This window comes from Williamsia sp. M5A3_1d (genome assembly GCF_053345315.1).
In genome coordinates this window covers 791,385-812,049 of sequence record NZ_JBKEZX010000002.1, presented here as the reverse complement: position 1 = coordinate 812,049, position 20,665 = coordinate 791,385, and the positions used below count along the sequence as shown (strand labels likewise).

Sequence of the window (20,665 nt, the reverse complement as noted above, 5' to 3'; positions counted from 1 at the left end):
GATGCCGACCCGCTCAGTGCGGTTTCTCAGTCGTTCTCGCTGAGAGACTTCAGATTCAGCAGTTGCCGGCGCGCCATCACCAGGTCGCCGACCGACACCAGCGGCGCGATGAGTCGCCCCCGCGCCATCACGATCTTGAGAAGCAGTCGGGTGCGCTCGCCGGCCGGTACCAGCACGTACGACATCACCGCACCGGCGATTTCACCGGTCAGCGACTCGCCCGGAGCCACGTCGAGGATCTCGCCCAGCGGTCGTCCGCCACACGACATGAAATGTTCTCCCACAACCGGTTCCGGTAGACCCGACAACTCGGTGGGGGAGCGGCGACCGAGGTTGTCGACCCAGTCGTAGGAGTAGGGCGCGAGACGCAGTTGCCCGATCCACGGCCACACGCGTTCGGCCGGCGCGTGCACGGTGACACCCCGCCACGCCCGCAGCACCGGCGTCGACACGATGTCGTCGCACGGAAAGAGCCGCGAGGTCTCCGACGCGTCCACACCCCACCGGTCACCGATCATCACCCGTTCCTACCAGCGCGCGACGCGCGATGCGCTCCCAGCGACCTCCCAGCATCCGTCCAGCCCCGGAGGAGACAGAACGGACATCGTGAGGAACGTACCGATCGGCGTCTGCCGGTCGGAGACCCTTACGGAGGCATCATGACCACCCTTGTCGACCGGGCACGTCCGCCCGCCGATCCGGACCCCGATGGTGGTCGCCATCGGATCGTCCACGACACCCCGCAGAGCTCCCGTTCCCGCCTGCTGACCCGGGCGCCGCTGCGGCTGCTGCTGGTGGTGACCGCGGTGCTCTACCTGTGGAACCTGTCGATGAACGGCTACGCGAACAGCTTCTATGCCGCGGCCGCGCAGGCCGGCGGCACCAGCTGGAAGGCGTGGTTCTTCGGCTCTCTCGACGCTCAGAACTTCATCACCGTCGACAAGCCCCCGGCGTCGCTGTGGGTCACCGGACTGTCGGTGCGCATCTTCGGGATGAACAGCTGGGCCGTCCTCGTGCCGCAGGCGCTGATGGGTGTCCTCGCGGTGTTCCTGCTGTACGCGACGGTGAGACGCACGGTGTCGAACCCACGCCACGGCCAGGTCGCCGGCCTCGTCGCCGGGACGGTGCTGGCGTTCACGCCGGCCGCCGCACTGATGTTCCGGTTCAACAACCCCGACGCCCTGCTGGTGCTGCTGATGGTGGCGGCCGCGTACTGCCTGATCCGTGCGATTGCCGCGGGGTCGGGGAGGTGGTTGGCGCTGGTCGGCGTCGCGCTGGGATTCGCGTTCCTCACCAAGATGCTGCAGGGCCTGCTCGTACTGCCCGCATTCGGTCTGGCGTACCTGCTGCTCGCGAACACCGGGTGGCTCACGCGGATCGGGCAGCTCGTCGTCGCGACGATGTCGTTGGTCGCCGGCGCCGGCTGGTGGGTTCTCGTGGTCGCACTGTGGCCGGCCGGATCGCGCCCCTACATCGGCGGTTCCACCGACAACACCGTGATGGACCTCGTACTCGGTTACAACGGCCTCGGCCGCATCTTCGGCGCGAGTGGTGGCGGCGGGGGCGGTGGCATGGGCGGGAACGGTGCTGCCGGTTCGAGTTTCGGTGGTGCCACCGGACTGAACCGACTGTTCGGCTCGGAGATGGGGTACGAGATCTCCTGGCTGTTGCCGGTCGCCCTCTTCGTCCTCGTCTTCGGTGCGTATCTCGTTGTGCGACAGTTGATCCGCGGCCGTGAGACCACGCGCCTGTCGCGCACCGAGATGGCCGGGCTCGTCATGTGGGGCGGATGGCTCATCGTCACCGGCGCGATCTTCAGCTTCATGAGCGGCACGATCCACCCGTATTACACCGTGGCGCTCGCACCCGCGATCGCAGCGCTCGTCGGTCTCGGCGGCGTGTTCGCCTGGAGTCGGCGTGACCGTTGGGACGGCCGGATCGCATTGTCCGCCATGATCATCCTCGCTGCCGGATGGTCGGTCGTCCTGCTGAACCGGGCTGACTTCGGACCGGTCTGGACGCGCTGGTCGATCGGTACGGTTGCCGTGATCTCCGTCCTGGTCGTCGGTGTCGGTGGCCGACTCGGGTTCCGCAAGGCGGTCGCCACCGCGGTGCTCGTCGGCGTTCTCGCCGGGTTCAGCGCCTCAGCCGCTTTCGGTGTCGCCACGGCGGCAACCGAACACACCGGCTCGATCCCGACCGCGGTGCAGACCGCCGACTCCTCGGGTGGCATGGGCGGCCCGGGCGGTGGCGGCGCACCGGGCGGAAGTGACGCCGGCGGTGCCGGCGGCCAGCGGCCCTCGGGCGCGCCCGGAGGCACGGCGACGCAGTCGCAGGGCCAGACCCAGACGCCCACACAGCGCACCGGCGGCGCGGGTGGCGGCATGGGAGGGTCGACGAGCGCCGAGCTGACCACGCTGCTCGAGGCCACGACCACGAAGTGGGCTGCGGCGACCAATGGTTCGCAGTCGGCGTCGGGAATCGAGATCGCCAGTGGCACATCGGTGATGGCGATCGGCGGATGGAGTGGCGATCCCACCCCGACGCTGGCGGAGTTCATCTCCTACGTGCAGGACGGCAAGATCGGCTACTACATAGCGAGCGGTCAGGGCGGTGGTCCGGGCGGGTCGAGTTCGAGCGCCTCGGAGATCTCCACCTGGGTCGCCGAGCATTACACCGCCACCACGGTCGGTGGGCAGACGGTCTACAAGCTCACCTGAGCACGTCGGCCCGATGCGACGACACCGGTGGTCACCCTCGTGACCGCCGGTGTCGGTGTCTCAACGTCTGTTGTGTTCATGGACGGCCCGTGCTTGAATGCGAACTGATCGAATCATCAGAATCGATCGGGACGTAGGGGCTGTTCATGGATGTCACACGCCGCCAGGCGATCACCGCACTGGCCGCCGGTGGGGTGGTCGCCGGGCTCGGGCATGGGACGTCCACGGCGGCCGCCGATCCCGGGCCCACGGGGTCGGGTCGGTACCGCGTCGACCTCCACGCGCACTTCCTCCCACCCCGCTACCGGTCGGCGTTGCAGGCGAGTGGCTACACCCTGCGGTCCTTCGTCCCGGTGCCCTCGTGGTCACCGAACGAGGCACTGGCGTTCATGGACGCCCACGGCATCGGCACGCAGGTGTTGTCGATATCCGATCCGGGGGTGAACTTCCTCCCGCCCGCCCAGGCCCGCGCGATGAACCGATACTGCAACGACTACCTGGCCGATCTGATCGCGCGGTACCCGACCCGTTTCGGCGGGTTCGCCTTCCTTCCCCTGCCCGACGTCGCCGCATCGCTGGCCGAGATCACCCACGCCCTCGACGTCCGCAAGCTCGACGGCGTCGCGTTGCTGAGCAACTACAACGGGATCTACCTCGGCGACACCCGCTTCGAGCCGGTGATGGCCGCGTTGAACGCCCGGTCTGCGTTCGTCTTCGTGCATCCGGCCGAACTCGCGCCGAGCAACCGGCCGGAGCTGCCGTTCCCCGCGTTCTACGAGGAATACCCCTTCGACACCACCCGTGCCGCGGCCCTGCTGATGGCCACCGGGACCATCGATCGGTATCCGGACATCCGGTTCTCCCTCGCTCACGCCGGTGGCTGCGTGCCGTTCCTCTCGCAGCGCCTGTCGACGCCGCGTCAGGCGTTTCCCGCCGCACCCGACGTGTCGGTGTTCGGCACCGATGAGACGATCCGCGACTTCTTCTACGACACCTCGCTGTCGACGTCGCCTGCCGCGATGCGCAGCGTGTTGGAGGTGACCGGCATCGACCACATCGTCTTCGGGTCCGACTGGCCGTTCAGCGCACTGACCTACCGCAGTCAGACCGGCGCCGACCCGGCACCCGCACTCGGGGAGGTCTTCGACCCGCAGCAGCGCTACCGCATCGATCGACTCAACGCGCTGGCACAATTGCCCCGATTGGCATCGCGCCTGTCGTGAACCGAGGGGAGGGCGCCGTCGTGGCGACAGCGAAGACACCTGACCCCGCGCCGCCCCCCGCCCCGAACCGCACCGATCGCCGCCGCGCGAAGACCCGCCAGGCCCTCATCGACGCCGCCCGCACCCTCATCGCCGACGGACGCGCGGCCACTGCGAGCATCGCCGACATCACCGCCACCGCCGACGTCGGCTTCGGCACCTTCTACAACCACTTCGACGACAAGAAGTCGCTGTTCGACGCGGCCGTCGAGCAGATCCTCGAGGTGCTCGGCGACGACCTCGACACCATCGCCGACCGCACGGACGATCCCGCCGAGGCCTTCGCCACGTCGTTCCGGCACGCGGGACGGTTGGCGATCTCGCACCGACAGACCGCCGAGATCATCGATTCCTACGGGTTCGTCCTGATGGACTCGCCGACGGGCCTGGGCCCCCGGGCCCGCCGGGACCTGGCCGCCGCGGTCGCCGCGGGACGGCTGCACATCGACGACGTCGCCCTGGCGACGGCGATCACCGGTGGCCATCTGCTCGCGCTGGTCCACGCCTGGCTGGCCGAACCGACCTCGGTCACCGACGCCGACGTCGACGCATCGGTCGAGACCCTGCTGCGGTCGTTCGGGATGCCGGCGGTCACCGCCCGTCGCCTCGCCCATCGTGCGTTGGCGCCGCTCGACTGAGTTCGTCGAGACGCATCGCGGCACCCAGGACCCAACCACCCTCGGTGGTGCGTGGATCGTGCCCGGTCGCAGCGGCGACACGAGCGAGTCGGTAGCCGATCGTGTTGCGGTGCACATGCATCCGAGCGGCGGTGGTCACGGTGTTCGACGACCCGGCGAGATGGGTGCGCAGCGTCTCGTACAGGATCGGATCGGTGCGAAGTGCAGCGAGCACCCGCCGCAGGTGGGGGTGGGCCCTATCTGCCGTCGCGATCGTGAATCCGAAGAGCACCCCCGCGCCGGTGCACATCTCATCGTGGCGCCCCTCGGTCTGTGCTGCTGAACACACCAGTGCCGCCTCGGTTCTGGCCCGAGGGATGTCTGACCGCGTCGCCGGCGCCGACACGCCGGCCCAGAACGTCGACGACGCGTCGTGCGGGAGGGCCTCGTCGAGTGACTGTGCGGTCGCAGCGCCCGTCTGGTCGCCGAAGGTGGTGGGGACCAGTGCGGTCCACCCGTCGTGGTCGGCCACCACGAACGCGCCGGGGATGTCGGTGATCGTGGTGACCACCGACCGCAACGTGACCGGATCGGCACCGCTGGTCGGTACCAGCACACAGACGCAGAATGATTCGGCGATGTGACCGGCCCGTGCCGACGCCCACGGTCCGGGAGCGGCGCCGTCGAGCAGTGCCGTCGCGACCGCGCGCCGTGCATCCGCTGTGCCCCAATGGTGTTCGGGGGCCGAGTCGGACCGGACGGCCGCCGCGATACGCCCGGTGACACCGGTCAGGTATCGGACGAGCGCGGTGGTCGCCTCGATGAGGAGGGCGTGATCGGCGGGACCCAGTTCGCCCGCCGTCCGTTCCCAGATGGTCACCGACCCGGTCTGATACACGCCCAGGATGTCGTCGACGGCGACGCCGTCGGCGTGACGTGTGAGGGCGAGGTCGACGACGGGCTGCAGCTGCGCGTCGGTCGGCATGATGCCGGTCGACAGGTAGTGGAAGAACAGGTCGATGTTCACCCGGATTCCGTGGACCACGTCGGCTTCGACGAGGGCGCGGGGTGCGTCGTCGTATCCGGGCAAGGCCGAGGAGAAGCTCGTGATGACGGATGAGGCCCGGTGGTGGAGCTTCCGGATCGTTGACGCTCGATCGGTCACGGTGTCTCTGCTCGGTGGAGAGTCAGTTCGGTTGCACAGCGGATGAGCATCATTGATTGTGCAAACGACCATGGACCGTCCGGCGGCGAATGCGATGTGGTGTAGCGCAGATCACAACAGCCCGTCGGGGGCACTGTGCAGGGGAGTTGATGTTCCGATGATTCGAGCAGGACGCCGGTGTGGCGCGTGGATTGCCGTGGTGGCGATATGTGTCGGCGCGCTGATGGCGACGGTCACGCCCGCGGTGGCGGCACCGGGAGCGCCTGCGCCGCCGACGATCGCACCCGCGCCGCCGTTCCCCGTCCCGCCGCTGCCGCCGGAGCTCGATCCGGGGTTCTATCAGCCGCCGCAGGCGGTCGTGGAGTCGAAGAGACCGGGGGAGGTCATCGCGGCCCGACGCGTGAACCTCGCGTTCTTCGCCGCGCTGCCCCTGAACATGGATGCCTGGCAGTTGTCGTTCCGTTCGTCGGACTCGCGTGGTGCCGCGATCCCCGCGGTGACCACGGTGATGCGCCCGCGTGGTGCGACCGCACGCAATCGCCCGCTCCTGTCGTTCCAGTCGGCCGAGGACTCGCTCGGTCAGTACTGTCGACCGTCCTACGTCACCCAACTGGCGTCGGTGGGGCCACTGGCCGGTGCAATAGAGACCAACTCCCTGTTCGTGGTGCCCCTGGCAGCACTGGAGATGGGTTGGTCGGTGGTCATCACCGACACCCAGGGACCCCGCCAGGCGTTCGGTGCCGGTCCTCTCGAGGGACGGATCACCCTCGACGGCATCCGGGCGGCGGAGAACTTCTCCCCGATGCGGCTGTCGCGGTCGACGCCGGTCGGGATGATGGGCTATTCCGGTGGCGCCATCGCCACCGGCCACGCCGCGGAATTGCACCGCAGCTATGCACCCGACCTGCGGATCGTGGGAGCCGCCGAGGGCGGCATCCCCGCCGACATCGGCGCGGCGCTGCGGCTCAACACCCGCAATCTCGGCTCGGGGCTCATCTTCGCCGGCGCCATCGGCGCCCAACGCGAGTATCCCGTCCTGCAGGACCTGTTCCGGCGCTACCTGACACCGGCTGGTCGCGCCTACGTCGCGGCGAAGCAGAACCTCTGTCAGGTGCCGTCTGCGGTGGTGCTGCCGTTCGTGGACATCGAGTCGCTGTTCTCGATTCCGCGACCGTTCGACGATCCACGGGTACGTGACGTGCTCGCCGAGATCTCGATGGGCCACGCGACACCGGACTTCCCGATGTTCATGACCCAGTCCAATCCCGACTACCTCGTGCCCGTGGGACCGGTCAACGCTCTCGTGCGCAAGTACTGCAACGATCCGCAAGCCCGGATCGAGTACCTCCGCGACCACTTCAGCGAGCACATCACGCTCGACATCTTCGGACTCCCGTTGTTCCTCAGGTTCCTCGCCGACCGCTTCGACGGTGTGCCCGTCGCGCGCGGATGCCGCACGAAGGACGCCGGCAGCGTCCTGCTCGCACCCCGGTTGTGGCAGACGCTGTTGCCCTCGATCGCGCCGGTCATCCTCGATCTGCTGGGGAAACCCGTCGGCCGATAGGCTGAGCGGCATGGCCGCAGGGAGTCCGACCTCGAGCAGCATCTACATCGCGTCGCCCGAGGGCGACACCGGCAAGTCGACGATCGCGCTCGGGACGCTGCACCTGCTGGCCGCCACCGGCGGTCGCGTCGGGGTGTTCCGCCCCATCTCGCGGGCCGCGGCCGGCGAGCGCGACTACATCCTCGACCTGCTGATGGAGCACGACTCGGCTGATCTCTCCTACGAGGACTGCATCGGTGTCACCTATGAGCAGGTGCACTCCGATCCCGAGGCCACGCTCGCCGAGATCGTCGACCGATTCCACGCCGTGGAGGAGCAGTGCGATTCGGTGCTCGTCATCGGGTCGGATTTCACCGACGTCGCGAGCCCCTCGGAACTGAGTTTCAATGCGCGGATCGCCGCGAACCTCGGCACGCCGATGGTGTTGGCGCTCAAGGCCGCCGACCGCACGCCCGACGAGGTCCTTGCCCTCGCCGAACTCTGCCTGGCCGAGGTGCGCGGCGCCCACGCACAGGCCGCGGCCCTGATCGCGAACCGCTGTGCGCCCGATCAACTCACCGAGGTGAAGACGACCTTGGAGACCACCGGTCTCCCCGCGTGGGCACTGCCCGAGGACCCGGTTCTGGTCGCGCCGACGATGAACGAACTGATGGCCGCCCTCGACGGCGAGCTCTACAGCGGTGACCCCGAGCTCCTCGACCGCGAGGCGATGAGCGTGATGGTGGGCGGCATGACGGCCGAACACATCCTCGAACGCCTCACCGACGGTGTCGCGGTGATCACCCCCGCCGACCGCTCCGACGTGCTGCTCGCACTCGTGACCGCCAATGCGGCACAGGGTTTCCCGAAACTGTCGGGCATCATCATGAACGGCGGCATCCACCCCCATCCGATGATCTCGTCGCTGGTGGAGGGACTCAAGCCGGCGCTGCCGATCATCACCTGTCAGCAGGGCACCTATGAGACCGCGCGCACCGCGGCCTTGGCCCGTGGCCGGGTCGGGGTCGAGTCGGTGCGCAAGATCGATGCGGCGCTCACCCTGATGGAGGAGCATGTCGACTCGGAGTCGCTGCTGGAGAAGCTGCGGCTGTCGGCGCCGACGGTGGTGACGCCCCAGATGTTCGAGTATCAGCTCATCTCCCGCGCGAAGTCCGACCGCAAACGCATCGTGCTCCCCGAGGGCGACGACGACCGGGTGCTGCGCGCGGCCGGCCGACTGCTGCGGCGCGGTGTCGCCGACCTCACGCTGCTCGGAGACGTCGACGACGTGCGGTCACGCGCACAGGAACTCGGGGTCGATCTCGACGCCGCCGAGGTGATCGACCCGACCACGTCGGATCTGCTCGACCGGTTCGCCGACTCGTACGCCGAGCTCCGTAAACACAAGGGCATGGACACCGCCCGGGCGTTGCAGGTCGTCCGCGACGTCTCGTACTTCGGCACGATGATGGTGCACGAGGGCATCGTCGACGGCATGGTGTCGGGCGCGAAACACACCACCGCACACACCATCCGACCCGCATTCGAGATCATCAAGACCCTCGAGGGCGTGTCGACGGTGTCGAGCGTGTTCTTCATGTGCCTCGCCGACCGCGTGCTCGCCTACGGCGACTGCGCCATCGTGCCCGATCCGACGTCCGAGCAGCTCGCCGACATCGCCATCTCCTCGGCCGCCACCGCCGAGCAGTTCGGCATCGAGACCCGTGTCGCGCTGCTGTCGTACTCGACCGGCGAATCGGGGTCGGGAGCTGACGTCGACAAGGTCCGCACCGCAACCGAACTGGTGCGTGACCGCGCGCCCGACCTCCTGGTGGAAGGGCCCATCCAGTACGACGCGGCCGTGGAACCCTCGGTGGCGCAGAGCAAGATGCCGGATTCGAAGGTGGCCGGCCAGGCCACGGTGCTGGTGTTCCCGGACCTCAACACCGGCAACAACACCTACAAGGCGGTGCAGCGCAGTGCGAACGCCGTCGCCATCGGCCCGGTGCTGCAGGGCTTGCGCAAACCGATCAACGACCTGTCCCGCGGGGCGCTGGTGTCCGACATCGTCAACACCGTCGCGATCACCGCGATCCAGGCGCAGGCACTGAGCTCGAAAGCGCAGAGCTGATGGGCGACGCCGCAGGCGCCGTCCTGGTCCTCAACTCCGGCTCGTCGTCACTGAAATACCAGCTCGTGCATCCCGATTCGGGCGAGGTCATCGCCTCGGGCCTGGTGGAGCGGATCGGATCCGACACCGCGGGGGCCGAACACGAACAGGACGGTGAGACCCGGCGATTCGACGGCGCCATCGCCGATCACCACGAGGCGTTGGAGAAGGCGCTGGAGTTGTTCTCCGCGGCCGGTACCGATCTGGCGTCGAGCGGGTTGCAGGCGGTCGGACACCGGGTGGTCCACGGCGGTCAGGAGTTCTCCGAGCCTGTCCTGGTGGGCGACGAGGTGATCGAGACCATCGATGCCCTGTCGGGACTGGCGCCCCTGCACAACCCGGTGAACCTCATGGGTATCACCGCGATCCGCGCCCTGCTGCCCGACGTGCCCGGGGTCTGCGTGTTCGACACCGCCTTCTTCCACGACCTCCCCGCGGCGGCCGCCACGTACGCGATCGACCGGGAGGTCGCCTCCGAGCACCACATCCGTCGGTACGGGTTCCACGGCACGTCGCACGAGTACGTCAGTGGCGCGGCCGCAGACTTCCTGGGCGCTGATCCCGCCGACCTCCAACAGATCATCCTGCACCTCGGCAACGGGGCCTCGGCCTCGGCGGTGCGGGGTGGACGGCCGATCGACACCTCGATGGGCCTCACCCCGCTCGAGGGTCTGGTGATGGGAACCCGCAGCGGCGACATCGATCCCGCCATCGTGATGTACCTGCGGCGGGTGTCGGACATGGACATCGACGACATCGACCACATGCTGAACTCCGGCTCCGGGCTGAAGGGGCTGTGCGGCGAGAACGACTTCCGCACCATCACCTCGCTGGTCGGCGACGGTGACGAGGCCGCGCAGCTGGCCTACGACGTCTACATCCACCGACTGCGTCGCTACATCGGCGCGTACATGGTCGACCTCGGTCGGGTCGACGCCATCGTGTTCACCGCCGGGGTCGGGGAGAACGCGCCGACGGTGCGGCGCGACGCATTGGCCGGACTCGAGCGGTACGGCATCGCCGTCGACGACGAGGCCAACGTGGTGCGGTCGCGACAGGCGCGACGCATCTCCACCGCCGACTCGCAGGTGGCGGTGCTCGTGGTCCCCACGAACGAGGAGTTGGCGATCGCCCGCAAGGCCGCCGCGGTGGTCGCAGGCATCTGAGCGTCAGCTCCGGACGACGATCTGCTCGTCGCTGCGGCTGATGAGGCCGGCGCGTTCGAAGTCGTCGAGCCAGCCGGTCATCGGCCAGCGCCCCCAGCGTCGGTGGAAGACCGCGGCGTTGACGACGATGTCGTCGAGATGCTCCACCGGGGGTCGCGAGACCGGGTGGTGTTGGTGGTGGGCGTGCGCACCGCCGACCCAGGAGATCCCGACACCGGCCGCTGCGGCCACAGCCGCGAAATCGGTGTCCTCGCCGCCGTATCCGCGATAGTCCTCGCAGAAGCCGCCGACACGTCGCCACGTCGCCGGGGTCACCGCGAACGACAGGGACCAGAACAGGTCGGGGTCGGCACCGGCGACCACCGCACCGTCGGGTGGGTTTGGGCGGGCCGGGTGCGGATCGGTGGCCGCCGCCAGTTCGGGTGTGGTCCAGGCGGAATCGTGAGGGGGCAGGTAGGTGACCGGTCCGCACAGGAGGGTGTCGGGGTGCGTGGCCGAGGCGGCGACGTATCGCGTCAACATCTCCGGCGTCGGGATGCAGTCGACATCGAGGAACACGACGAGCTCGGCGCCGGCGTCGACCGCCGCCGCGGCGCCGCGATTGCGCGCGGTGGCCAGCGGCAGGCGGTGATCGTCGGTGCCGACCGTGACCAGAGTGGTCGGCAGCGGGCTCTCGTCGAGGACGTCGGCGACCGTCGGGTCACCCATGGCGACCACCACATGGACGAGGGGCGGACACGTCGACGCGGCGAGCCCGGCGCGCTGCGCCCGCAGGTGGCGGTGCCGGCCGGAGACCACCGTCACCACGGCGACGGCCGTCACCGGGCCACCTCGGCGACCAGTCCGGACACCACCGCCGCGGCGCGCTCGGCCGCGCCATCGGTCTGCAGTCGCTTCCATCCGGTGGGGTCGATGGCAGAGGCCTCGGCGAGCAGACGCGGCCACGCCTCCGGTGCGGGCCAGTCGTCGGTGGTCACCGCGATCGCGGCGTGGTCCAACGCGTCTGCGGTCGCGTTCTGCTCGCCGAAGGGACGTTCGGAGGGGATGACGATCGCCGGTGTCCCGGCGCACGCGACGTCGGCGACGGCGTTCTGACCGGCGTGGGTGACCACGACCGAGGCGCCGGTGAGCAGCGGCCACACGTCGTCGACCCACGATCCCGGGCCGGCGAACCGCCACCGGTGGTCGGGACACGCCCGTGCCGCGGCGTCGACGGCGTGGGCGTCGACCGCCGAGCCGCCGGCGCCACCGAGGACGAGGACGGTCGGCTCAGCAGGGGGCCCGGCGGGGACGCGGATGCGGTCGGCGAAGCGACTGATCGACCCCACGTGGTGGGTCTTGTCGGTGAACGGATGGAGATGGGCGGGGTCGTAGACGTCCCGTGACCAGGGGGCGACGATCCGATCGGCCATCCGGTGGGCGAGATCGTGTGGGCCGTCGGTGCGGTCGCCGGGCATGGCCATCATCACCACCGGGATGCCCATCAGGCGCACGAACACCGCGATCTCGACCGACACGTCGACCACCACCGCCGACGGTCGCACCCGGTCGATCCAGGCCGCCACGGCCGCCATGCGGTCGGTGAGTCCCGCGACACCGGTCGGCGCCCAGTGCAGCGTGCCGCGCGCGGTCGGGTCCCCGACCTCGCCGAGTGGGTCCGCGGGGACGTCGAGGGGCAGGTCGAGCCAGTCGACGGCCGGGTGATCGGGCGGAGGGCGCCGCGACGACAGCACGGTGACCGGCTCGTCGAGAGCACCGGCGATCGACGCCGACCGGGTCATGTGCCCGACGCCGTGGTGGTGTGCGTAGTAGCCGATCACCTGGATCAGCCGACCGCGCGGGTCGTCGGCTCAGCATGGCGTCGTGTCAGCATTCGGTCGTAGATACGCAGGTACTCGTCGGTCATCCGTGTCTCCGAGCACACGTCCACCGCCCGCAGCCGCGCGTCGGCCCGCGACAACCCTGCGGCCTGGGTGAGGGCCGCCGCGAGGGACGCGACGTCGTCGGGGCGGGCGAGCCGTCCCGACGAGATGTCGACGATCTCGGGGATCCCACCCCGGTCGAACGCGGCGACCGGGGTGCCGCACGACAGCGCCTCGGCGACGACCAGGCCGTACGGTTCGTCCCACACCGGAGTCACCAGTGCGACGGCCGACCGGCCGACGAGATCGGCCAGGTCACGCCGGTGCAGGTGGCCGACGTACTCGACACCGGGGCCCAGGCGCGGGGTGATCTCCTGGGCGAAGTAGCGCTCATCCCACACGGGGCCGGCGATGCGGATGGGCATGCCCGCGGCCCGTGCGGCGTCGATCGCGAGGTGCGGTCCCTTCTCGGGAACCAGGCGTCCCGACCACACGGCGTGGTCACCGCCGGGTCCCACGGGCCACCGGTCGGTCGCGATGCCGTTGAACACGACATCGACCTCACCGGCCACGGGTTCCCACTGTCGTGCGGTGTACCGACTGACCGCCGCGAACGACGTGGTGATGCCGCGGGAGACGGCGATCGCTGACTCCAACCAGGCGAACGGCGGGGTGTGCAGCGTCGTCAGCATGGGGATGTCGAGCATCCGCGACATCGCGATGGGCAGGTAGTGCAGGCTGTGATTGTGCACGAGATCGTATGTCTCGCTGCCGGTCTCGGCGAGCTCGAGCATCAGTGACAGGTAGGCGTGGTGCTCGTTCACCATGCGCTCCGGCGTCGTCGGATCCGACTTCGAGATCTCGGAGAGATCCAGCGTGCGCACCCGCAGGACGCCGGAGGCGATGTCGGTGGCCGACCCGTCGGCGGCGAACAGGGTCACCTCGTGGCCGAGTGCGGTGAGCGCCGTGGCCCACTGGTGGATGTGGGCCTCGAGGCCGCCCGCGAAGGGCTCGCAGATCGGGTAGCTCGACGAACCGAGCAACGCGATCCGCAGCGGCCTGTCGGTGGGACGTCCGCCGGCCGGGAGATCCGATGAGCGCAGCGGGGTGAGGACACCGGTCATGACGCACGCGCCGTGACGTCGTGGCGGATCTGTTGCAGTGCTCGTCGGTAGACGGCGTCGTGCGCCGCGGCTATCGCGTCGCGTTCGGCCTCACGTCCCGAGCGGGTCGCCGTCGGCGGATGCTCGCGGAGCAGATATGTCGACCGCACAGCCCGTTCGAGGCCGTGGGCGTCGAAACGGTCGGTACCGAAGCCGAAGAGGGTCACCGGGCGTTGATCACCGTGGCGACCACAGTCGCCGATGATCACCGCGGTACCGACGTCGAAACACGCCTCAAGCCACCCCGAATGGGTGCCGAAGCGGTACGGGAGCACCGACACGTCGATCACCGAGAGGTAGTGCCACAAATCGTCGTCGCTGAAACGTGGATGGACGCGTAGATCGACACCGGGGCGATCGGCGACGGCGAGCAGTGCGTCGGCGCGGGGATGATCCCCAGCGTCGATGTCGATGCGCAGGGTGACATCGGCACCGTCGTCGTTCATGCTCGTCACCACACGCACGAGGGTGTCGACGACCGCGCCGGGATCGAGGTTGGCGCGAAAGCTCTTGGCGTGCAGCCCGATCACGAAGGTGTCATGGGGTTCGCGGTGTGCGCCGATGCGATCGAGCGGCACGACGTGCGGGTGCGGGATGACCGTCGGGCGTCGTCCCCAGCGCCGCTCGATCTCGGTGGCCGCACCGCGGGTGAGCGTGATGAGTTCGTCGACACCGGGGATCAGGACGTCGAGATTCGCGCGGTGCGCGGTGTCGTCGCGGAAGTGGGGATTGTGCAGGTCGTGCACCGTGAACACCACGGGTTTACCCGCCGCGTGCGCGGTGTCGAGGACCGCACGAAGGGATTCGGGCGTGGCCGTGTCGAAACCGAAGTGCAGGTGCAGCAGGTCGAACGAATCGACATGCTCGGCGAGCCATCGTGGTTCGAGGAGACGCGGCGGCCACCATCGCGTGTCACCGGGCCCAGCGTCGGCCGGGCGCGGGTCGGGGAGCCGGTGCACAGACGTGCCCACACCGGGGCCAGACGGTGAATTCAGATGTGCCACATAGGGATGCGCCGTGGGCACCGAGGCGACACGGATGGGGTCAGGTGGGGACGACGAGACCGACGGGAACAGGGTCACATTTTCTCCGAGCACGGAAGACGTTACAAAGGGGGGAGGGAAACACCCGGCCCGACTGCTCGAGAGGGAGAAGAATAGTGCTCTTCGACCATAGCCCCTCCCCCCGTCAGGCCCCACCCCGGTGACGACACAGCCCGATCCGCGCACGATCCACTACGGCGATTTCTACGGCCTGTCACAGCCCCTGGGGGTCGCGGACCCACGCCCCCTGTGGGTGGTGTGGGGCAACTGTCAGGCCGAGGCGCTGCGGGTTCTGCTCGACACGGTCGCTAATCGTGGGTACGTGACCTGCCGCGTCCCGCCTGTGCACGAACTCACGCGCGATGACATTCCTCACGTCCAGGCTCTGCTGGCGCGTACGCAGGTGGTGCTGTCCCAGCCGGTGCGCTCGGGGTACCGCGATCTGCCCATCGGTACCGACGACCTCACCCGCTGGTTGCCTGCGGATGCGGTCCGCCTCCGGTGGCCCGTGATCCGTTACGGCGGCCTGTACCCGTTCCAGGTGATCGTGCGTGATCCCGCGGCGCCGTCGTTGTCGCCGCCGGTCGTGCCGTACCACGATCTGCGCACGCTGTTCGGTCACGACGACGTCGCGCTCACCCCGGATCAGATTCGTGCCGCCGCGCGGTGGAGCATCGAGCAACTGGCCGCCCGTGAGCTGCGGGACTGCGATGTCGGCGTCTCCGACATGCTTCTATCGTCCGGGTCGGCGGCGGCACACACGATCAACCACCCCGGAAACCCCGTCCTCGAGACGATTGCCATCCGACTGCTGTCGGCGGCCGGCCACCCCGGCAACCCGGGTGATCCGGGCCGCACTCTCCTCGGCGGTATCCGCTCACCCCTCGAGCAACGGGTGATCGACGCGCTGGGCCTCGACGCAGCGCCGCGTGCGGAGTGGACGGTGGACGGACACGCCGTCGCACAGGAACTCGTGCGCACCGAACAGGCCGCCTTCTACGCCGACCACCCCGTCTATGCGCAGGCGGCGCGCGCTCGCTACGCGGAGCTGCTCGAGATCCTCGGGATGACCCCGTGATGACAGCGGGGGTGGTGCATCTGCTCATCGGCCCGCCCGAACACGGCGTGGTCCGCTACGGCGCGGCCGTACATGCCGCACTCGCCGCCACCGATCCGACCCGCAACACGCTGGTGACCGCGCCGCGAGCCGAATCGCAGACCGCGCAGAACGTCTGCGTCTCAGCGGATCCCGACGTCGTGCACCTGCAGTTCACCGACCGCCTGTTCGGCTCGACGGCGATCGCGGCCGCCGACGTCGCGACCGATCTGGTGGCCGCACTGCACGAGCGTGGCGCACGGGTGACCGGCACCCTGCACGATCTCCCGCAACCCTCGGACGGCACCGGGTTCGCACGACGCGTCGAGTGCTACCGGCGGGTGGCGGCCGTCCTCGACGCGATCGTGCTCTCCAGCCGACACGAGAGTGCGCTCTGTTCCGAGCATCTCGGGATCGCGACACCCACCGAGGTGATCCCCCTGATGGTCGAGGCGCTCGATGCCGAGCCGACCGGCACCACGCGACCGTCCGACACCGAATCGGTGGGTGTGCTCGGGTTCCTCTATCCCGGGAAGGGACACATCGAGACCCTGCGCGCCATGGACGATCTCGACCCGAGCGTCGCCTTCGTCGCGCTCGGCGCGCCGTCCCCCGGCCACGGCGATCTCGTCGACGAACTGCGGGCACACGCGAGGACGGTGGGCCGACCCCTGGAGGTGACGGGTTTCCTCGACGACGCCGAGTTGTACCGGCGCATGTCGACGGTCACCGTCCCGGTGGCGCATCATCGACACATGTCTGCGTCGGCGTCGGTGAACACGTGGCGGTCGCTGGGACGCGCGCCGCTGGTGCCGCGCACCCGCTACACCGAGGAGATCGCAACCCGTTCCCCGGGAACGCTGATCGTCTACGACGACGTCGATCTCTCGGCGACGATCGCTGCCGCGCTTGCCGATCCGGCCTCCACCCACATCTCCGCCGACACCCCGGTACACCCGACGCCGGCCGAGGTCGCCGCCGCCCACCGCGCCGTCTTCGAGCGGGTTCGCCGATGACGAAGCCGGTGTTCCGCTGTGCCGACGGAACCGTGGTCGTCGGCGACAACCGGTGGGATCTCGTCGCCGACGAGCCGGTGCCCGCCCGCTCCGTCAGCGTCGTCATCCCCTACTACGAACAACCCGACCAGCTGCACCGCGTGCTGGCCGCCCTCGATGTCCAGACCCTCGGCACCGACCGGATCGAGGTCATCGTCGCCGACGACGGGTCGAACCGGGCCCCCGACGTCGGCGGCCACAGCGTCGACGTGTCCGTGGTCCGTCAGTCCGACAACGGGTTCCGAGCCGCCGCCGCACGCAATCTCGGTGCGCACGCGTCGAGTGGTGAGGTGCTGTGCTTCCTCGACGCCGACACCGTGCCCGAACCCGACTACCTCGCCCACGCCGTTCGTCTGCCGTCGGTGACGCCCGACGCCCTCGTGGTCGGGCGACGCCGCCACGCCGACTTCTCCACCGACCCGCCGACCGAGCTCACCGAACCGCAGTGGCTCGTCGACGCCTACGGATGGACCGAGAACCTGCTGCGCCCCGGCTGGACCGGATACCGCTACGTGATCAGTGCCGTGATGACCTGCAGCCGAGCCCTGTTCGCCGAGGTCGGCGGATTCGACGAGTCGTTCACCCGCTACGGCGGCGAGGACTGGGAACTGGCCAACCGGATGATGATGGCCGGCGCCGTACTGGCCCACGAACCGCGGGCGGTGGCGTGGCACGACGGCCCCGACTGGGCCGACCGCGACACCGCGCGGCGTACCGACGCGAAGAACGGTGAGGCGCTGAGCCTGGCCCCCCTGATCACCGAGCCGGCCGCACGGACGGCCGGTCTGCGGTACGAGGTGCCCGACGTGGTGGTGCGGGTGTCGACGGCGGGTCACACCCCCGCGTCTCTGTATCGGACGGTCGCGTCGATCGTGCGCAGCGGCGATGTCGCGATGTGGTTCGTGGGCGACGACAGCGAGGACTTGCACAGCGTTCTCGCGCTGCAGGATTCGCGTGTACGCCGAGGCGAACCCGAGCGCTACGTCCTCGACCGGTGCCGATTCGTCGCCGACATCACCGGCCGTGTCGTGTTCGGCGACACCACCCTCGATGCGTTGACCGACCGACTCGGTCCCGGTGCGGCGGGCGTTGCCGATGTGGATTGCGGTGACCCGGCCGCGGGCATCCGGGTCGCCACGACGCGAGCCCTCCGTCGCGCGGAACGCCACCACGGACGACTGCGTATGTCGCCGGACGAGGCCGTGTCGGCGTTGTTCGGACGCGTCACCGTCGCCGCCGACGACGTGGGTGTCTCGGTCGTGCCCGAGGAGCCGTGGCTGAGCTGGTAGTCAGAACAGCGTGTGCGGGCGGATCAGGTTCGCGAGATCGACGAGGTTGAAACGCTGTTTGCGGTCGACGGTGGATCGGGCTAGGCGCCGCAGGGAGCGTTCGAGTCCGGCACGCAGGCCGTGCTCGGTGAACGGGAAACCCAGCAGCGAGATGTTCGGTGATGCCTTGTCGGGGTGGGCGTTCACCCAGCCCAGCGCGGTGCCCAACACCATGATCGACAGGCGTGGCTTGCGCGGCTCGGTGTCGGGCATCGCGGACAATCGCCGGGCGGCCTCCCGCAGTTGATCTCCGGTGACCTGCTCGGGGTCACGACCGTGGACCAGGGCCAGCACCGTGGTGCACGAGGCGGTGTTGAAGTGGCGGCTGGTGGCGGGAACGTCGTCGAGTGCCTTCACCGACTCTTCGATCTCCCCGGCGGTGAACAGCATCCGCGCCACGCCGAACGCCGCGGTGACGATGCCGCGGTCGGTCTGCCACAGCGTGGTGTACTCGCGCAACGCCACCTCGTCCCAGTGTTCGATCGCCGCAGCACGTTCGGGGTCGACGGCGGGCGTGCCGCCGCGTCGCGATCCGGAGTCCGACTCGCTGCGCAACCACCGGCCGATGAGTTCGGCCGTGGCGGCGACGGCCAGCTTCGGCGCGATCTCGCCGGGCATCGCGGCCAGGACGGTCGAGAACCGTTCGTGGGCGACCTCGGGTTCGCCGTTGATCAACGCGCACAACCCGAGATACCACTCGATGCGCCACGAGTGTTGGTGGTGTCGCGAGGTGATGTCGAGCAGACCCAACGCGGTGTCGACGTCGCCGAGTTCGATGTAGGCGCGCGCCTCGGCGAGATCGACCTCCAGGGACGGGTGGTCGTCGCCGGGATCGGTGCCGATGAGCGACGACAATCCGTCGGACTTGGCGCTGCGGATCGTGTCGAGGGTCTGATTGGGTTCCGACAGCGCCGCCGAGGTGAGAAGTCCTGCAGCGGGGTCGGTCTGGTCGACCAAGGGCACGGGAAGCGCCGCGGCGATGTCGTCGGGATCGAGGAAGGTCTCGGAGTTGATGGGATCGAAGAACCCGTCGACCGGGCCGAGCAGCAGATCGGTACCGAAGGTGGTGCGCTGCGGGGTGAACACCGTCGACAGCGCCGGTCGCGGCACACCGGTCGACCGCGCCACGATCTCGCGGAGCACCGACAGCATCTGCGTCGCCATCTCGTCGGTCGACGCGAAACGTTGTGCCGGATCGGGATCGGTGGACCGCTGCAGCAGACGGTGGAACGACTCGTTGTCGGCAAGGACCTGCGCGTCGTCCGGCGACGGCAGCCCGTCGACGTAGCGGCCGTTCTCCATCGGCATCGGCAGGGTGAGCACGGCGAGCGTACGACCGATGCTGTAGATGTCGGTGACGATCTGCGGGCCGGTCTTCACGATCTCCGGGGCCTGGAAGCCCGGTGTGCCGTAGAGGTGTCCGTACCCGTTGATCGGCGACACCGCCCCGAGGTCGATCATCTTGACCTCGTCGCCACCGATCATGATGTTCTCGGGTTTGACGTCGTTGAACACCAGGCCCATCGAGTGCAGATACCCCAACGCGCCCATCACCTCCAGCAGGTAGGCGATGGCGTGGGAGATGGGCAGGTGTTTGCGGTGCGAGGAGTCGCCGTCGACGGTGGTGAGGCTCTTGAGCGTCGCACCGCCGACGTACTCCATCACGATGTAGCCGAACGTGCGCCCCGAGGTGTCGAGGTGTTCGACGAAGTTGAAGATCTTGACGATGTTCGGGTGCGACACCGACGCCAGGAACTGTCGTTCGGCGAAGGCGACGGCCTGGGCCTCGGCGTCGTTGGAGTTCAACAGGCCCTTGAGAACGACCGCGCGGTCGGACACGTTGCGGTCGAACGCGAGATAGATCCACCCGAGGCCGCCGTGGGCGATGGCGCCGGTGATCTCGTACTGGTCGGCGACCATCGTGCCCGGCGCCAGTCCGGGGGTGAAGGAGTAGTGGGAGCCGCAGTGCGGGCAGTCACCGTTGAGTGGCCCGGCGCCCGGTCCCGACTCGCGCCCGAGCGGGCGGCCGCACTGCCAGCAGTCGCGTTTTCCCTCGGGGATCACCGGATCGGACATCACCGCGTCCTCGGGCGCGATGTCACGCACCCAGGTGACCTCGACGAGCCCGGCGCCGAGGCGGCGGCGTTTACGCGTGACCCGACTGGTCAGGGCCTGCAACGCCGGTGGGACGCGGGTACCGGCGTCGTCGGTGGTGGCGTCGGTGCCCGGGCCGCCCCACCCGCCGATGGCGTTCGGGGTGGCGGCCTGGGTGGCCTGGGTGCCGACCTCGGGAACCGCGGCCTGCGTCGCCTGCGTACCCACCTCGAGTTCCGCGGCCTGGGTGGCGACCTCTGGCTGAGCGGCCTGGGTGGCGACCTCGGTGTCGTCGGTGCCTGTGTCAGCGGTCGTGGCATCCTCGCGCGCGTCGGTGTCGGCCATCGTGGTTCACCTCCCTGAGGTCGTGGGCTCCGGTCG

General features: G+C 69.2%; 16 protein-coding genes. 9 read left to right on the top strand and 7 right to left on the bottom strand.

All coding sequences use genetic code 11. The features are described from left to right. Nucleotides 1-26 precede the first annotated feature (26 nt). On the bottom strand, nucleotides 27-518 hold the full coding sequence (locus ACLBW1_RS11375) for a polyketide cyclase (protein WP_447811927.1): 492 nt from the start codon (nucleotides 516-518) through the stop codon (nucleotides 27-29). Nucleotides 519-659: 141 nt separating this feature from the next. Here ACLBW1_RS11375 and ACLBW1_RS11370 point away from each other — a divergent pair, with 141 nt between their 5' ends. The 3 genes from ACLBW1_RS11370 (at nucleotide 660) to ACLBW1_RS11360 (ending at nucleotide 4,620) form a co-directional block, all read left to right on the top strand. After that, entirely contained in the window at nucleotides 660-2,720 is a 2,061-nt protein-coding gene (locus ACLBW1_RS11370; protein ID WP_447811926.1) for an ArnT family glycosyltransferase, read from the top strand. A 146-nt stretch (nucleotides 2,721-2,866) separates the two neighbouring features. Then, a complete protein-coding gene (locus ACLBW1_RS11365) occupies nucleotides 2,867-3,943 on the top strand; it encodes an amidohydrolase family protein (RefSeq protein ID WP_447811925.1) in 1,077 nt (358 codons plus the stop codon). Between the two features lie 20 nt (nucleotides 3,944-3,963). Next, complete coding sequence (locus ACLBW1_RS11360) at nucleotides 3,964-4,620, top strand: TetR/AcrR family transcriptional regulator (protein ID WP_447811924.1); 657 nt, start codon at nucleotides 3,964-3,966, stop codon at nucleotides 4,618-4,620. On the opposite strand, the gene ACLBW1_RS11355 is transcribed toward ACLBW1_RS11360, so the two are convergent. After that, a complete protein-coding gene (locus tag ACLBW1_RS11355; RefSeq protein ID WP_447811923.1) occupies nucleotides 4,574-5,764 on the bottom strand; it encodes a PucR family transcriptional regulator in 1,191 nt (396 codons plus the stop codon). The two genes, ACLBW1_RS11360 and ACLBW1_RS11355, sit on opposite strands and share 47 nt — an antisense overlap. A 157-nt stretch (nucleotides 5,765-5,921) precedes the next feature. On the opposite strand from ACLBW1_RS11355, the gene ACLBW1_RS11350 reads away from it, so the two are divergent. The 3 genes from ACLBW1_RS11350 to ACLBW1_RS11340 are packed head-to-tail and all read left to right on the top strand — an operon-like array spanning nucleotide 5,922 to nucleotide 10,643. Continuing rightward, on the top strand, nucleotides 5,922-7,328 hold the full coding sequence (locus ACLBW1_RS11350; protein WP_447811922.1) for a lipase family protein: 1,407 nt from the start codon (nucleotides 5,922-5,924) through the stop codon (nucleotides 7,326-7,328). A gap of 10 nt (nucleotides 7,329-7,338) precedes the next feature. Next, a complete protein-coding gene (gene pta, locus ACLBW1_RS11345; protein ID WP_447811921.1) occupies nucleotides 7,339-9,438 on the top strand; it encodes a phosphate acetyltransferase in 2,100 nt (699 codons plus the stop codon). Next, on the top strand, nucleotides 9,438-10,643 hold the full coding sequence (locus ACLBW1_RS11340) for an acetate kinase (protein ID WP_447811920.1): 1,206 nt from the start codon (nucleotides 9,438-9,440) through the stop codon (nucleotides 10,641-10,643). Before pta ends, ACLBW1_RS11340 begins: the two co-directional genes overlap by 1 nt. Before the next feature lie 3 nt (nucleotides 10,644-10,646). On the opposite strand, the gene ACLBW1_RS11335 is transcribed toward ACLBW1_RS11340, so the two are convergent. The 4 genes from ACLBW1_RS11335 to ACLBW1_RS11320 are packed head-to-tail and all read right to left on the bottom strand — an operon-like array spanning nucleotide 10,647 to nucleotide 14,639. Then, nucleotides 10,647-11,465: a glycosyltransferase family 2 protein gene (locus ACLBW1_RS11335; RefSeq protein ID WP_447811919.1), complete on the bottom strand. Its 819-nt coding sequence runs from the start codon at nucleotides 11,463-11,465 to the stop codon at nucleotides 10,647-10,649. Continuing rightward, nucleotides 11,462-12,463, bottom strand: a complete 1,002-nt coding sequence (locus ACLBW1_RS11330) for a glycosyltransferase (RefSeq protein ID WP_447811918.1) — start codon at nucleotides 12,461-12,463, stop codon at nucleotides 11,462-11,464. Before ACLBW1_RS11330 ends, ACLBW1_RS11335 begins: the two co-directional genes overlap by 4 nt. A 5-nt stretch (nucleotides 12,464-12,468) precedes the next feature. Next, nucleotides 12,469-13,629, bottom strand: coding sequence for a glycosyltransferase (locus tag ACLBW1_RS11325; protein WP_447811917.1), 1,161 nt, complete (start codon nucleotides 13,627-13,629; stop codon nucleotides 12,469-12,471). Then, entirely contained in the window at nucleotides 13,626-14,639 is a 1,014-nt protein-coding gene (locus ACLBW1_RS11320) for a glycosyltransferase (protein WP_447811916.1), read from the bottom strand. The genes ACLBW1_RS11325 and ACLBW1_RS11320 overlap by 4 nt, the downstream gene beginning before the upstream one ends. Before the next feature lie 232 nt (nucleotides 14,640-14,871). Here ACLBW1_RS11320 and ACLBW1_RS11315 point away from each other — a divergent pair, with 232 nt between their 5' ends. From ACLBW1_RS11315 to ACLBW1_RS11305, 3 genes are read left to right on the top strand one after another with little or no spacing between them, the layout of a single operon-like run. Next, the gene (locus tag ACLBW1_RS11315; protein WP_447811915.1) at nucleotides 14,872-15,789 is read left to right on the top strand and encodes a WcbI family polysaccharide biosynthesis putative acetyltransferase; all 918 of its coding nucleotides are present in this window, start codon (nucleotides 14,872-14,874) and stop codon (nucleotides 15,787-15,789) included. Further along, on the top strand, nucleotides 15,789-16,823 hold the full coding sequence (locus ACLBW1_RS11310; RefSeq protein WP_447811914.1) for a hypothetical protein: 1,035 nt from the start codon (nucleotides 15,789-15,791) through the stop codon (nucleotides 16,821-16,823). Before ACLBW1_RS11315 ends, ACLBW1_RS11310 begins: the two co-directional genes overlap by 1 nt. Continuing rightward, nucleotides 16,820-18,151 carry a glycosyltransferase gene (locus ACLBW1_RS11305; protein WP_447811913.1) on the top strand — a complete coding sequence of 444 codons (1,332 nt, stop codon included), beginning with the start codon at nucleotides 16,820-16,822 and terminating at the stop codon, nucleotides 18,149-18,151. Before ACLBW1_RS11310 ends, ACLBW1_RS11305 begins: the two co-directional genes overlap by 4 nt. On the opposite strand, the gene ACLBW1_RS11300 is transcribed toward ACLBW1_RS11305, so the two are convergent. Continuing rightward, on the bottom strand, nucleotides 18,152-20,629 hold the full coding sequence (locus tag ACLBW1_RS11300) for a tetratricopeptide repeat protein (RefSeq protein WP_447811912.1): 2,478 nt from the start codon (nucleotides 20,627-20,629) through the stop codon (nucleotides 18,152-18,154). It abuts the gene before it with no gap. Nucleotides 20,630-20,665 lie beyond the last annotated feature (36 nt).

Bases quoted from the DNA above. Each gene is read 5' to 3' on its own strand.
- ACLBW1_RS11375 (WP_447811927.1), bottom strand. From the start codon at position 518: ATGATCGGTGACCGGTGGGGTGTGGACGCGTCGGAGACCTCGCGGCTC.
- ACLBW1_RS11370 (WP_447811926.1), top strand. From the start codon at position 660: ATGACCACCCTTGTCGACCGGGCACGTCCGCCCGCCGATCCGGACCCC.
- ACLBW1_RS11365 (WP_447811925.1), top strand. From the start codon at position 2,867: ATGGATGTCACACGCCGCCAGGCGATCACCGCACTGGCCGCCGGTGGG.
- ACLBW1_RS11350 (WP_447811922.1), top strand. From the start codon at position 5,922: ATGATTCGAGCAGGACGCCGGTGTGGCGCGTGGATTGCCGTGGTGGCG.
- pta (WP_447811921.1), top strand. From the start codon at position 7,339: ATGGCCGCAGGGAGTCCGACCTCGAGCAGCATCTACATCGCGTCGCCC.
- ACLBW1_RS11340 (WP_447811920.1), top strand. From the start codon at position 9,438: ATGGGCGACGCCGCAGGCGCCGTCCTGGTCCTCAACTCCGGCTCGTCG.
- ACLBW1_RS11325 (WP_447811917.1), bottom strand. From the start codon at position 13,629: ATGACCGGTGTCCTCACCCCGCTGCGCTCATCGGATCTCCCGGCCGGC.
- ACLBW1_RS11310 (WP_447811914.1), top strand. From the start codon at position 15,789: ATGACAGCGGGGGTGGTGCATCTGCTCATCGGCCCGCCCGAACACGGC.
- ACLBW1_RS11305 (WP_447811913.1), top strand. From the start codon at position 16,820: ATGACGAAGCCGGTGTTCCGCTGTGCCGACGGAACCGTGGTCGTCGGC.
- ACLBW1_RS11300 (WP_447811912.1), bottom strand. From the start codon at position 20,629: ATGGCCGACACCGACGCGCGCGAGGATGCCACGACCGCTGACACAGGC.